The sequence below is a fragment of the Sorangium sp. So ce406 genome (assembly GCF_051474675.1).
Lineage (GTDB): Bacteria > Myxococcota_A > Polyangia > Polyangiales > Polyangiaceae > Sorangium > Sorangium cellulosum_G.
Map to the genome: position 1 here is coordinate 4,942,774 of NZ_CP150340.1, position 13,918 is coordinate 4,956,691.

The 13,918-nt window shown below is 71.6% G+C and carries 7 protein-coding genes; 4 read left to right on the plus strand and 3 right to left on the minus strand.

Annotated elements, in window-relative coordinates; all coding sequences use genetic code 11:
* The first annotated feature begins 4 nt into the window (after nt 1-4).
* Nucleotides 5-997 carry a serine O-acetyltransferase gene (locus tag WME96_RS18065; RefSeq protein ID WP_437291362.1) on the plus strand — a complete coding sequence of 331 codons (993 nt, stop codon included), beginning with the start codon at nt 5-7 and terminating at the stop codon, nt 995-997.
* 13 nt (nt 998-1,010) lie between these two features.
* Here WME96_RS18065 and WME96_RS18070 read toward each other — a convergent pair whose 3' ends face one another.
* Both WME96_RS18070 and mgtE read right to left on the minus strand, forming a co-directional pair.
* A complete protein-coding gene (locus WME96_RS18070; protein WP_437291363.1) occupies nt 1,011-1,301 on the minus strand; it encodes a SelT/SelW/SelH family protein in 291 nt (96 codons plus the stop codon).
* A 39-nt stretch (nt 1,302-1,340) separates the two neighbouring features.
* A complete protein-coding gene (mgtE, locus tag WME96_RS18075; RefSeq protein ID WP_437291364.1) occupies nt 1,341-2,774 on the minus strand; it encodes a magnesium transporter in 1,434 nt (477 codons plus the stop codon).
* Between the two features lie 190 nt (nt 2,775-2,964).
* On the opposite strand from mgtE, the gene WME96_RS18080 reads away from it, so the two are divergent.
* A complete protein-coding gene (locus tag WME96_RS18080) occupies nt 2,965-4,860 on the plus strand; it encodes an SEL1-like repeat protein (protein WP_437291365.1) in 1,896 nt (631 codons plus the stop codon).
* 15 nt (nt 4,861-4,875) lie between these two features.
* Here WME96_RS18080 and WME96_RS18085 read toward each other — a convergent pair whose 3' ends face one another.
* Nucleotides 4,876-8,187 (minus strand): UvrD-helicase domain-containing protein, encoded by a 3,312-nt coding sequence (locus WME96_RS18085; protein ID WP_437291366.1) that lies wholly within the window; start codon nt 8,185-8,187, stop codon nt 4,876-4,878.
* Nucleotides 8,188-8,968: 781 nt separating this feature from the next.
* Between WME96_RS18085 and WME96_RS18090 the strand changes: the two genes are divergently transcribed.
* Both WME96_RS18090 and WME96_RS18095 read left to right on the plus strand, forming a co-directional pair.
* Entirely contained in the window at nt 8,969-11,350 is a 2,382-nt protein-coding gene (locus tag WME96_RS18090) for a DUF2169 domain-containing protein (RefSeq protein WP_437291367.1), read from the plus strand.
* 106 nt (nt 11,351-11,456) lie between these two features.
* A complete protein-coding gene (locus WME96_RS18095; RefSeq protein WP_437291368.1) occupies nt 11,457-13,877 on the plus strand; it encodes a type VI secretion system Vgr family protein in 2,421 nt (806 codons plus the stop codon).
* The last annotated feature ends 41 nt before the right edge of the window (nt 13,878-13,918 follow it).

The window sequence follows — 13,918 nt, forward strand, 5'->3', positions numbered from 1 at the left end:
CGATGTGAGCAAGAAGTGTGATGACGCCCCTGTCCCAGCGGGCGATCTGCATGGCGTCGTCGAGGCGCTGATCGCGGGCTACCGGGAAGACCCCCGCGGCCATCACATCAACAAGCGCTTCACCCCGTCGCGCCAGGAGATCACGGAGATCATCGATCTCCTCCTCCAGATCTTCTACCCCGGCTACCACGGGCGGCAGGACCTGTCGGACGAGGACCTGCTCTACCACGTGGGCACGCTGGTCTCGACGCTGCAAGCCAAGCTGGAGCGGCAGATCGAGCGCTGCCTGTGCTTCCAGGACGAGACCGTCGACGCGAACCGCATCGACATCCCGAAGTGCCGGCAGCGCGGGCGCGACGTGGCGCGGGCGTTCGTGAGCAGGCTGCCGGAGGTCCGGCGGCGCCTCCTGCTCGACGTGCAGGCGGCCTACGACGGCGACCCCGCGGCGGCGTCGATGGACGAGGTCATCCTGGCCTATCCAGGCCTGCTCGCGGTGACGGTCCACCGGGTCGCCCACGAGCTGTACCTGCTCGGCGTGCCGCTCATGCCCCGGATCATGAGCGAGTGGGCGCACACGAGGACGGGCGCCGACATCCACCCGGGCGCCAACATCGGCGACAGCTTCTTCATCGATCACGCCACCGGCGTCGTCATCGGCGAGACGACCGACATCGGCGCGCACGTCAAGCTCTACCAGGGCGTGACGCTCGGCGCGCTGTCGTTGCCCCAGCACTCGCGCGGCGCGCGCGGGCTGAAGCGCCACCCGACCGTCGAGGACGACGTCACCATCTACGCGAACGCCACGGTGCTCGGCGGCAAGACGGTGCTGGGGCAGGGGAGCGTGGTGGGCGGCTCGGTCTTCCTGACGAAGAGCGTCGCCGGCGGCCAGCGCGTCGCGATCGAGGCGCCGCGCCTGCGCGTCGCCTCGCCCTCGCAGATCCCGGCGATCGTCGGCGGCTCCGAGATCGACGCCGCCATCCTCGACTTCGACATCTGAACGGCCGCGCGGCTCACCTGTCGGAGTGGCCGAGGGAGCGCTCCGGGTCGATGCGGTCGCGGATCGCTTGCTTGAGCTCCTTCGGCTCCGGGAAGCGCTCCGCGGCGGCGCGCGAGAAGAGCAGGGCGCCGTCGAGCGTGACGTCGAAGACGCCGCTCGCGCCCGGCGACAGGAGCACGTCGATCTCGTCAGGAAAGGTGATGAGCAGCTCCTGGGCGAGCCAGGCGGCGCGGGTGAGCCAGCGGCACTTGGGGCAATACCGGATGGCGACGAGCGGCCGCTGCGGCGCAGGGTCGGTGTCCATGGCCGGATCGTAGCGCGGCCCCGCGGCTCCGCGGCGGCGTCAGACGAGGAACGCCCTGGCCAGGCCGAGGAAGATGAAGAAGCCCATGCTGTCCGTGGTGAACGTGAGCAGGACGCTCGCTCCCTGGGCCGGATCGCGGCCGAGGCGGTGGAGCACGAGCGGCACCGCGCAGCCGACCATGGCCGCGACCACGAGGTTGAGCAGGATGGCCGCGGCCATCACCAGCCCGAGCGAGAGGCTGGCGTAGAGCGCCGCGGCGGCGAGCCCCACGGCCGTGCCCCAGAGCGCGCCGTTCATGAGGCCCACGGAGAGCTCCTTCAGCAGCAGGTGGCGCGTGTTCGCGCGGGTGATCCGGTCGAGCGCGAGGCCGCGGATCATGAGCGCCACCGTCTGATTGCCGGTGTTGCCGCCGACGCTGGCCACGATCGGCATCAGCGCGGCGAGCGCCACGAGATCCCGGATGGTGCTCTCGAACAGGCCGATGACCCGCGACGCCACGAACGCCGTGAGCAGGTTGACGAACAGCCAGAGCCAGCGGTTCTTGGCGCTCGTCCACGCGGGCGCGAAGTAGTCCTCCTCGCCCGAGAGGCCCGCGCGCCGCAGCGCCTCGCTCTGGGCCTGCCGCCGCAGGAAGTCCATCATCACGTCCACGGTCAGCCGCCCGACGAGCTTGCCGCGCTCGTCCACCACCGGCGCCGCGATGAGATCGTACCGCTCGAACGCCCTGGCCGCGTCGGCGGCGCGGTCGTGGGGCGTGAAGCTCACGACGTCCGGCGACATGACGGCGCTCACGGGCGCGCTCGGGGCCCGGAGCAAGAGGTCCTTCAGCGAGAGCGCGCCGCGCAGCAGGTGGCGCGCGTCGACGACGAACAGCGTCTCGGTGCGCGGCGGCAGCTCGCCTCGCCGACGCACGTCCTCCAGCGCTCCGCCGATGTCCCAGGTGTCGCGCACCCAGACGACCTCCGGGCTCATCAGGTGGCCCACCGCGTCGTCCGGATACGCCATCGTCGACTGGAAGAGCGACTGCTCGCGGGCGTCCAGCGAGCCGTAGACCTCCGCCAGGACCTCGGGGTCGATCGACTCGCTGACATAGGCCAGATCGTCGGGGTCGAGCTGGCCGAGCAGCGCGACAAGGCGGCGGCGCGCCGTCGCCTCGACGAGCGAGTCGCGGACCGAGCGCGAGGCCTCGAGCAGCACCTGTGCGGCGCGGTAGGGCTCGAGCTCAGCCCAGACCACAACGCGATCGGCCTGGGGGAGCACCTCGATGATGTGGGCGAGGTCCGCCGGGTGCAGATCCCTGAGCTTCCTCTGCAGCAGCGCGAGATTTTGCCGGTGGACCAGCGACTCGACGAGCTCCTTGTTCTTGCTCTCCTGCTTGTGGGTCAGGGTCTCGATGACGCGTTGCTTTTCGAGGAGCTGAGTTACCAGGCTCAGGCTCTCTTGTAGTCTCTCCTGGGACCTGGGTGTGCTCATGGCGGCTCGGGGCGCGCGAGCATAGCCCGGCGCGGCCAGCGTGGCCCGCGCGCTGCCGCGCTCGCCTTATTGACCGGACCCCACGGCTCATGGTTCTGTCGCCTCGATGAAGCGCGCCTTCGACATGTGCGTGGTTGGGCTCTCGCTCGCAGCGACGTCCTGTGGACCGGGCCTGGATCCAGAGGTTGTGGTGCATGCGCCCCGGCCCATCGTCTCGCCGGAGGCGAGCGCCAGCGCGAGCAGCGGCGGGTGTCCGGCCATCGGCCACACCGAGCCGCTCATCGTCGACTGGCTCGCGACCCGCCGCTCCGATCTCGGGCTCGCGATGAAAGAAGGCGTCGCGGTCGTCTCGTACGACTGCACGACGCTGAAGCTCCTCCCGCAGTGCAAGCTCGCAGGCTCCTACTCCTACGCCGGCGTGGCGCGCAGCGAGAACGTCGTACAGCTGACAAACCCTGCGGAGATGCAGGCGAATGTTCCCTTCGGCGCCCCGGCGTTGAGCACCGCGATCGAGGGCGGTGGGGCGAACGCGATCGACGTGGCGCTCGTGCCCACGGGGAAGATGGCGACCACGGTCGCGTCGGTCTCGCCGCAGGATCTCTCGGGGAGCTGCGACGGCGCGACGCACTTCGTGCGCTCAGCGCTCCTCGGCGCGTTCGCGATGACGCCGGGCAGCCGCGGCGCGGCGCGGACGGTCGATCAGGTCTTCTCGGCGGTGACGTCCGCCGCGGCGTCGGGCCAGGGCGGCACCACGACGAAGGAAGGGGAGCTCGAGGCGTGCCGGAGCGCGAAGCCCGACGCGCATGCGCCCACGGAGCGCTGTCAGGCGCCGCTGCGCCTGGAGCTCGTCCCGCTGCAAGCGAGCAAGGCGCCGCCGTCCGAGCAGCCGGCGGCGAAGCAGGGTGAGGCGGAGCTCCCGGCGCTGTCGAGCCCGTGCCCGGCCGGGACGGTGCTGAGCGGGGCGAAATGCTCGCCGCCGTCGTTCGCGCCCGCGCACCTGTGCGATCCGGCGGACACGAGGGCGTGCGCGGCGGAGTGCGGGAAGGGCGACGTCGGGAGCTGCTATCACCTCGGCATCCACTACCTGACGGGCAAGGACCTCCCGCGCGACGACGCGAGGGCGGCGGAGCTGTTCGAGAAGGCCTGCGCGGCCGGCGTCGCGCAGGCCTGCTACGCGCGGGGGAACCAGCAGATGCGCGACGTCCTGAGCGCCAGGGTGCCCCCGGACGCGGCGGCGCGGGCCAAGGTGCGAGAGTTCGGCGACAAGGCGTGCGAGCTGGGCGACGGCTGGGCGTGCTTCAGCGTGGCCGACTGGTACCTCCGGGAGGGCCCGCAGGCGGTCCTGCCCCGGGACACGACGCGCGCGGTCGCGCTCCTCCGACGCGGCTGCGATCTCGGGCACGGGCCGAGCTGCAGCGCGCTGGGCAACATGCTGGTCGAGGGGAAGCTCGCGGCGAAGGACGTCGCCGTGGCCGTGGGCGTGCTCCAGCGCGCGTGCGAGGCGGGCCAGCCCGAGGACTGCCTCGAGCTCGGGGACATCCTGCGCAAGGGGCAGGGGGCCCCGAAGGACGGGGTGAAGGCGCTCGTGGCGTACACGCGCGGTTGCACCCTCGGGGACATGCGCGCCTGCAACGCCGCGGGCTCGGTGTACGCGGCCGGCGATGGCCTCCCGAGGGATGTCGCGAAGGCCTATGCGTTCTTCGAGAAGGGATGTCCGGAGAAGGGCTTCGGCGCCGAGGCCTGCATGAGCCTCGCGGCGATGTACGAGAAGGGGACCGGCATCCCGAAGGACATGGCGCGCGCCGCGGCGCTCTACGAGAAGGTCTGCGGCTCGGGCGGCTGCCTGCGCGCCGCGGAGATCTACCAGCGCGGCGACGGGGTGAAGGCCGACCCGGCGCGGGCGTTCTCGCTGTACGAGCAGGCCTGCACGCAGTGGAGGGAGAAGAAGGCGTGCGACGCGTTCGGTCCGCTGCTCGAGAGCAAGGACAAGGAGCGAGCGCGCGCCTTCTACGCCGACCAGTGCGCGCGGACGCAGGACAAGGCGGCGTGCGCCAGCCAGAAGCGGCTCGGCGGCGCGAGCAAATAACCGCGCTCCCGGCGGTCAGAACAGCTTCATCTGGCGATCGGCGTCCGCGCGCGAGCGCCGCTGCGCCTCCGGCGATGGGCCGACCCGCTGGAGCCATCGCTCCTCGACCTCGCGCACGAACGGCGAGACCTCGGTCTCCTCGACCTTGCCGTGCCGCGCGCGCCGCTGGGCGCGGGTGAGGAACAGCCGCTCTCGCGCCCGGGTCATGCCGACGTAGAAGAGCCGGCGCTCCTCGTCCATGTCCGGCTCGCCCCTGCCGGGAAACCGGAGCGGCAGCAAGCCGTCCTCGCACCCGACGAGGAAGACCACCCGGAACTCGAGCCCCTTGGCCGCGTGGAGCGTGAGGAGCGAGATGCGCTCGGCCCGCGGATCCCAGGCGTCGACCTCGGAGCACACAGCGAGCTCGATCAGGAATCGGTCGAGGTTCCCACCGCAGCGCTCCGCGAGCGGCAGCAAGAGCTCCAGCGCCGCGTCCACGTCGGCCTCGCCGAGCCGCGCGGCGTCGGCCTCCGCCGGGGCCGCCGCGCCCTCCGCGGGCATGGACGGCCCTGGCTGCGCGACCTCCTCCCGGAGCCGCGCCGCGGCCCCCTTGAGCCGCGCCGCGAGCGGCCCGGGCGGGGTGCCGGCGAGCGCCCGCGCGAGCGCCTCGGAGGCCGCGCGCTCGGCCACGCGGCGCTCGGACCGCCGCTGGAACGGCATGCCCGAGCGGGCGAACGCCTCGCGGAGCGCCTCGGACTGCGCCTCGGTCCGGTAGAGCACCGCGAAATCCGAGAAGGCGACCTCGCTGCCCGAGAGCGGCGAGGCCACCCGCCCGCTGTCCATCGAGAAGAACGTGGACCCGCCGAGCATCCGCTCGATCGTGTGCACCACGTGCTCGGCCTCCGCTGCCTCCGTGGGCGCCTCGTGGATCGCGACCTGCTCCGCGCCCCCGGCGCTCGGCACGAGCTCCCGCGCCCCGAGCGTCGGCGAGGGCGCGATCACCTGGAGCGCCGCCTCGACGATGGGACGCGACGACCGGTAGTTCCGCTTCAGTCGAATGACGCGTGCGTCTGGAAAATCTTGCTGGAAGCGGAAAAAGAAGCCGACATCGGCGCCGCGGAAGCCGTAGATCGCCTGATCCGGATCCCCGATGGCGCAGATGTTCCCGCCGGGGGGGACCAGCGCGCGCACGAGGCGGTACTGGCGCTCGTCGATGTCCTGGTACTCGTCGATGGAGAGATACCGGGCCCGCGCGCGCGCGGCGGCGAGCGCCTCGCTCCGCTCTTCCAGCAGGAGGATCGCGTGCCCGATGAGGTCGTCGAGGTCGACGAGCCCGCGCGCGGCGAGCTCGTCCTCGTACACCTTCCACGCGCGATCGACGTGCCGGTCGAGCTCGCCGCCCTCCGGCGCGGCGCCCTCGCGCAGCCGGTGCGCGTCGGCGTGGCGCGGATAGGTCCGCTTCAGCGCCGCGATGTCGGCGAGCAGCCGGGCCGCCCGCCGCTCCGGGACCCCGAGCGCCGCGGCGAGCAGCGCCGTCCGCTCGTGGTCGCCGGCGATCTTCGGGGGAGCGCCGTCGGCCGCGTGCTGGCGGAGCAGCGAGAGGCCGAGCGCGTGGAAGGTCATGGCCGGGACGCGGCCGCCGGCCTCGCCGAGCAGCGCGACGAGCCGCTCCCGCATCTCGTCGGCGGCGCGGCGGGTGAACGTGATCGCGAGGCACTGCTCGGGCGGCACGCCGAGGTCCACGACGAGGTGGGCGATCCGGTGGGTGAGCGTGCGCGTCTTGCCCGTGCCCGGCCCCGCGAGCAGGAGCAGCGCGCCCTCGGTGAGCTCCGCCGCGGCCCGCTGCTCCGGGTCGAGCGCGTCGAGCAGCCCCGGGCCGCCTGGCCCCGACGACGAGCGCGCTGCGGGCGCCTCGGGCCGGTCCGCCTCCCCGGACGGCGCCGGGCGCTGCGCGGCGTCGGCGGGCGCCCGGCCGCGGCGCGCCGGAGGGCGCTCTGCCGCGGGAGGACGCGACCGTGACGGCGGGGGTCCCCCGGCCGGAGGCGGCTCCGGCGCGGCGGGCTCCGGCTGGAAGAGGAGCCCGCCGCCGCGGCGTTGTTTGAGCTCGTCCGGCTGGAAGACCCGGATCGCGCCGTACTCGCCGTCGTAGCCCGCGTCGCGGATCACACGGCCTTCGCGCATCCGCGCGATCGCCTCGGAGAGCAGGGGCGTGCCCGCGCGCTCGATGTCCTCGAGCGGGGCGTCGCCGAGGAGGAACAGCTCGGGGCCGATCCGCGACAGCACCGCGTCGTAGCTCCGCTGCACCGCCCGGCTGGAGGCGCCGACGCCGTGGAGCTCGGCGAGCACCTCGGGCAGGGGCACCAGGTTGCGGAACTCGCTCGCGCCCTCGGGCCGCACGCCTTCCTCGCGGTCGGCGAGCTCCTCGACCCGGTGCAGCACGCCCACCGTGACCGGGTGGCCGCACACGGGGCACGCCAGGGAGAGCGCCCGGGTCTCCGCCGGCGAGAGCACGACATTGCATTTGCGGTGGCCGTCGAGGTGGTATTTCCCCTCTTCCGGGAAGAACTCCACGGTGCCGCAGAAGCCCTGACCGGTCTCCAGGGCGCGCCGGATCGCGAAGTAATCGAGCGCCGTGTCGAACGCCGTGGCCTCGCGGCCGAGCTTCGCGGGCGAGTGGGCGTCCGAGCTGGAGACGAGCCGGTACCTGTCGAGCCCGGAGATCCGCCAGTTCATCGCGGGATCGGACGAGAGCCCTGTCTCGAGCGCGAAGATGTGCGGCGCGAGATCGCCGTAGCACTCCTCGACCGCGTCGAAGCCGGCCTTCGAGCCCAGCACCGAGAACCACGGCGTCCAGATGTGCGCCGGCACGAGGTACGAGCCCTCGCCCGACGCCAGCACGATCTCGAGCAGGTGGCGCGAATCGAGCCCGAGGATGGGCCGCCCGTCGGCGGTCAGGTTGCCGACCCTGGACAGCGCGCGGACGATCCGGTCCGCAGCCTCGAAGTCGGGCGCGTAGAGGAGGTGATGGATCTTGCGGGTCCGATCTCCCTTCTTGTAGATGGTCGAGATCTCCACCGAGAGGACGAAGCGGGTCGCCCCGCGGCACGCGCCGGGGAGCCGCTCCGAGACCGCGCGGCCGAGGTCGTCCCGCAGGCGAAAGAGCCCTGGCTCGGCGGGCACGAGGCTCTCGCGGAGCTCGGCCATCCACGCCGGATGGGTGAAGTCCCCCGTGCCGATCACCGCGATGCCCTTGCGCTGAGCCCAGTAGCTCAGGTGCGCGAGGTCGCAATCGCCGCTCGTCGCCCGGGAGTATTTCGAGTGCACGTGAAGGTCAGCATAGAAACGCATGGTGGGCCGTCGTGTGGTGTCGTTCCTATTCGAGAGCTTCCTTGCGCTGTCAATCGAAGGTTTCGCCATTTTGGCCGAAAACATGCGGGAAAATTCATGCGCGCAAACGTAAAGACTCGCGCTCTGCGACGGAGTATTGCGGTTGGTAAAGCGGCGACGCTCGCCGTAATGCAGTCCGACGGGATGCAATCCGACGGGCTCGTCCGTCTGGAAGACAGAGGCTCGGCCGAGCATGCGTGCGCAGGCGGGATCGACCAGGGTCATCGTGGCTCGCGCGCGGCTGTCACCGCCCGCTCTGATTCCGACTCTGAGCCTGAGTCGATGTCTCGACGATGCGCGCGCGGAGCGACACGCGCGGAGTTCGTCTGTCGAAACGAGAGCTCCTCTCCGCTCGAGTCTTCGAGATCGGTAGCTCTGTCAGCGGGAAGCGGGACCGCTGCGCGGAGCTCCGATGCTCCAGCGCGCGCCGTCGCTCATCTTTGCCCACCTGGCTGAGGCGGTCCTATCTCATCCTCACACCATGCCCGCGGACATCCCACACGGGGCGGTCACAGGAAGATCTTCACAGGGACATGGTCGAGAGAGAGAAAGCCCGATGACAACGCGCCCTCGCTGGCCATGTCCTGCGCTTGCGTCGGCGAGGCGCGGGGCGCTATGTTGCCGAACCTGGGGTCCTCCGCAGCATCGAGCCAACGCCCCGTCAACCCGCGCTGTGCAATCGCCCTGGCCCCTCTCCGTCGTTGCCCTGACCCCATCGTCTTGCGGTGCCGTCCTGTGGCGCATGCAGGGCGCAGAGCGGCTCACGGTCGTCGTCAAGGCCACGTTCGCCCTCGTCCACGAGCGGTGCGCCGAGCTCGCCGCTGCGGCCGAGCTGACGCGCTCCGACCAGCCCCGTGAGGGGTGGGGGAGCCTCGAGGAGGCGTGCGAGACGGCGCCCTATCTGCCGAGCGCGGGGGTCCTCGTGCGCGGGCACGCCTGCGCGCCGGCCGGAGAGACCGCGACGTCGCTCTCGGTGCGCGTCGCGCTCTTCCGGGACGATCGGTGGATCCTCAACAAGGTGCTCCACGTCTTCGGCGATTACACGCGCGCGGCGCCCAGCCCGCGGCCGTTCAGCCGGGTGCCGATCGTCTATGAGCGCGCTTACGGCGGCCCGCATGTCGACGCGAACCCGGTGGGCGTGGGCGCCGACGCTGCGTTGCCGAGCATCGTCGATCCGGCCGACCCGACGCGGCCGGCCGGCTTCGGCCCGATCTCCCGGCGCTGGGCCCCGAGGAGGCACCTCCTCGCGCGGGATCAGGCGCCCGACCGGCCGGTCCCGGAGCTCGATGCGGGCTTCGACTTTCGCTACTTCCATGCCGCGCCTCCCGATCAGCAGATCGAGTTCCTCCGCGGCGACGAGTGGATCTTCCTCGAGGGCCTGCACCCGCACTACCCCTGGCTCCGGTCGAGCCTGCCCTCGGCGCGCGGGCTCGCGCGGCTCTACCGCGTCGGCGCGGGCGGAGAGGACCAGGGGCAGCCGATCGAGCTCGTCGCCGACACGCTGAGCATCGACGCGGATCGCCTGCTCTGCTCGCTGATCTGGCGGGGGAACGTCGCCCTGCAGCCAGGCGACGCGCCGGCGCGGATGCGCGTTGTCGCGGGCGTGGAGCTGCCGGGGCGGCCGCTGGTCTGGCCCGCGCCGCTCGCGGCGCCGCCTTCGTCCCGCAGCGGCCCGGAGGCGCCAGGCTTCGTGGAGGAGGAGCCGGAGAGCGCCAGGCGCCCGGTGATCCAGGACGAGGTCACGGCCGAGACCCGCGTCGCCGACCTCGTCGCGGGCATGGGGCAGCCGCTCGCGCCCTTCGCGCTCGCCGAGCCCGGGAGCGGGCCTCCGGCCCGGGGGAGCACCATCCCGGGAGCGCCCTGGAGCACGCGCTCCCGGGCGACGCCGCTGCGCCCGCCGCCCCGCGCGGTCAGCCATTTCACGCCGGAAATCGAGGCGGCGCTCACCGGGGTGAGCAGCCTCCTCGCGCCCTGGGCCGACGCGCACACCACCGACGGTCAGGATCCCGCGCCGCCGTCGCCGGTCCTGCCTTTCACGCCGGCGCCCCCGCCTCCAGGCGAGCTGCCGCCGGGATCCGTGCCGTTTGCGATGCCCTTCGCGCGCCCGGGGAGCGACCCGTCGCTGCGCCTCGACGAGCTCGCAGCGCCGCCGGCGCCGTCGCCCGAGGCGCGCGACGGCAAGAGCCCTGCGGTCGCCCCGCCGTTCGTTCACGAGCCGGCCCCCGCGCCGGCGTCCACCCGCGCCGCGCCCGCGAGCGGCGTTGTGCCCGTCGCGCCGGCGTCCACGCGCGCCGCGCCGGCGTCCACGCGCGCCACGCTCACGAACGGCGCCGCCCCAGCGTCCACCCGCGCTGCACCCCCGAGCTCCGCCGCGCCCGCCGCGCCGGCGTCCGCCCGCGCCATCGCCGCCGCGCCGGCCGCGCCTTTGCCCGAGCCGGAGGCGCGGGGCCTGCGCGCCGCGCTGCTCGCCCGCCTGAGGAATGGGCAGCCGCTCCACGACCTGGAGCTCGCGGGCGTCGAGCTCGACGGCATCGACTTCAGCGGCGCCTCGCTCGAGCGCCTGAACCTCGCCGGCTCGACGCTCACCCGGTGCAACTTCGCGTCGGCGCGCCTCGCCGGGGTGAACTTGAGCGGCGCGGATCTGACGGACGCGAGCTTCCACGCGGCCGACCTGACCCGCGCCGATCTCTCCCGCGCCACGCTGGACCGCGCGCAGCTCTCCTCCGCGCGGCTCGACCACGCGGACCTCGCGTTCGCGAGGGGGTCGCACGCGCGCTTCGAGGGCGCGTCGCTCGAGGGCGCCGACCTGCGGCAGGCGCGCCTCACCGAGTCCGTCTTCGACCGGGCGATCCTCGCGGACGTCAACGGGAGCAAGGCCGACGTCTCGAGATCCAGCTTCGTCAGCGCCAACCTCGCCGGCGCCATCCTGCGCTCCGCGAAGCTCAAGGAGGCGCGGCTCCCCTGCGCCAACCTCGACGGCGCCGACCTGCGCGACGCGGACCTCGCGGGCGCCAACGTCTATGGGGTCAAGCTCGCAAACGCGAGATCGAGCGGCGCGATCTTGCGGTCCCTCGTCGAGATCCCACCCGCCGATGACGGCATCAACGGTTCCTCAGGAGGTTGACCGCATGACGGATTTCTGCCTAGCTCTGTGAGCGGCGCCCCCGGACGGTCAGCCGGACGAACCCCTTAGCGGCACCAGCAAGTGCCCTCTTGAACCAGGAAAAGCCATGGACGACCTTATCAAGATCTCCTCGGGCGCGCTCCCCGTCACCACGCGCGTCATTGGCTTCCGCGGCGTCGAGGCCATCTCGCGCCCGTATCAGATCGAGATCTTCCTCCTGCTCCAGGGCGAGGAAGCGGAGTCTCTCGACCTCTCCGACGCGGTGGGGGCCAAGGCCTCGCTGGTGCTCGACTGGCCCAAGGACAACCTGCCGCCCTTCGTTTTCTCCGGCGTCCTCGCGACCGCCGGCGTGGTGCACGAGATGGACGGCCGCTCGCTGCTCCGGGCGGTGCTCGTCCCGAAGCTATGGCTGCTCGGGCTCTCGAAGCACAGCCGCATCTTCACCCGGCAGGCGCTGCCCGAGGTCATCAAGGCCGTCCTCGAGGAGAACGGCATCGGGCCGGACGAGTACGAGATGCGCCTCGGCAGCTACGAGGTCGAGGAGCATATCTGCCAGTACCGCGAGAGCGATCTCGACTTCATCTCGCGGTGGATGGAGCGCGAGGGCATCTACTATTTCTTCGAGCACACGCTGGAGGGCGACAAGATCGTCTTCTGCGACGCGATGACGTACGAGGACGACCCGATCGGCGCGCCCGTCCGCTATCACCCGCAGATCGGGTATGACGTGAGCGCGGGGATGTCGCTCCGCACGTTCACGAGCCAGCACACGACCCTCCCGGCGTCGATCAAGCTGAAGGACTACGATTATGCGCGGCCGAACCTGAACATCTCCGGCTCGGCGCGCGTGTCGCCGAGCGGCGCGGGCGAGGTGAGCCTCTACGGCGAGCGCTTCTTCTCGCCGGCCGCGGGCGATCGGCTCGCCAGGCTCCGCGCCGAGGAGCTGCGCGCCCGGCAGGTGCTCTATCGAGGCACGGGCACGCGGCTGCACCTGCGGCCCGGCTACACGTTCGAGCTCGACGATCACCCGCGCGCGGCGTTCAACGCGAAGCACCTCACCATCGAGGCGCACCACTACGGCAACCAGCTCGCCGGGGCCACCGGGTACCGCGAGCTGCTCGATCTGCCGCACGAGGAGGCCTACTTCGTCGAGCTCACCGCCATCCCGGCGAAGACGCAGATGCGCGCGGAGTGCCGCACGCCCTGGCCGCGCATCTACGGTTACGAGAACGGCACCGTGGACGGCCCCGCCGACAGCGAATACGCGCAGATCGACGATCTCGGCCGGTACAACGTCAAATTCAAGTTCGACGAGAGCAACCTGAAGGGCGGCAAGGGCTCGACGTTCGTGCGCATGATGCAGCCGCACGGCGGCGGCATCGAGGGCTTCCACTTCCCGCTCCGCCGGGGGACCGAGGTGGTGCTGAGCTTCCTCGGCGGCGACCCGGACCGGCCGGTCATCTCGGGCGTCGTGCCGAACGCGCTCACGCCGAGCCCGATCACGAGCGGCAACCACACGAAGAACGTCATCCAGACGGGCGGGCGCAACCGGCTCGAGCTCGAGGACAGGACAGGGCAGCAGCGCGTCACCCTGTCGACGCCGTACTCGAACACGTACCTGCGCATGGGCGCGCCGAACGACGACCACGAGCTCATCGTCAAGACGGACGACAACACGCTGCTCGACGCGGGAAAGAACTTCGACCAGACCGTGGGCCTGAACGGCGGCGGCTCGTGGGTCGCCACGATCAAGGACAACTGGATCACCCACGTCCAGTCCGGGATCCACGAGTTCTACGTCGAGGCCGGCACGTCGTACACCGAGGTCAAGGGCGACACGTGGCTCCACGTCACGAGCGGCAACCTCTTCACCGACGTCGACACGGGCCAGATGACCACCAACGTCGAGGGGGACACCACGACGACGGTGAAGACCGGCAACTACACGGTGAACATCAACACCGGGGACACGACGGTCACCACGAAGGCCGGAAACACCCTCGTCGACACGCAGGCAGGGACGACGACCGTCAAGAGCAAGGGCAAGCTCACGCTCGAGACGCAGGACCAGTGCGAGGTCAGCGTCAAGAGCAACATGATCCAGAAGGTCGACGGCAACCTGACGGGGGAGATCAAGGGCGCCGAGGAGCTCAAGACGCACGGCCCGTTCAAGAAGCTCTACGCGTCGAACAACGTCAACGTCGTCGCCGGGGTCAAGTCGGATACGTTCCTCGGCGCCTCGAACACGAACGCCGTCGGCGCCGCCGTCTCCACCTTCGTCGGCGTGAAGGCGACCCTGGAGCTCTCCGCCGCCTTCACGGCGACCTACGCCGCCAAGCTCGACATCACGGGCGGCGTGGCGCTCTCGTACAAATGGGGCGCCTCGCTCGCGATCAACAGCGCGATCGAGCTCACCGTGAAGCCGACATCCATCGAGACGGGCGCGGCCAAGATCTCTCAGCTACCGACGCGGCTCGCGATGACCGCCCTGCGCTACCACCTCTCCGGCGTCCATGTGCTCAGTTGACAGGGCGAGCGACGGGGAGCGCGAGCCGGGCCCGCTCTCCC

Excerpts from the sequence above, each read along its gene's own strand:
- WME96_RS18070 (WP_437291363.1), bottom strand. The coding sequence starts at position 1,301 with ATGGACACCGACCCTGCGCCGCAGCGGCCGCTCGTCGCCATCCGGTAT.
- mgtE (WP_437291364.1), bottom strand. The coding sequence starts at position 2,774 with ATGAGCACACCCAGGTCCCAGGAGAGACTACAAGAGAGCCTGAGCCTG.
- WME96_RS18085 (WP_437291366.1), bottom strand. The coding sequence starts at position 8,187 with ATGCGTTTCTATGCTGACCTTCACGTGCACTCGAAATACTCCCGGGCG.
- WME96_RS18090 (WP_437291367.1), top strand. The coding sequence starts at position 8,969 with ATGCAGGGCGCAGAGCGGCTCACGGTCGTCGTCAAGGCCACGTTCGCC.
- WME96_RS18095 (WP_437291368.1), top strand. The coding sequence starts at position 11,457 with ATGGACGACCTTATCAAGATCTCCTCGGGCGCGCTCCCCGTCACCACG.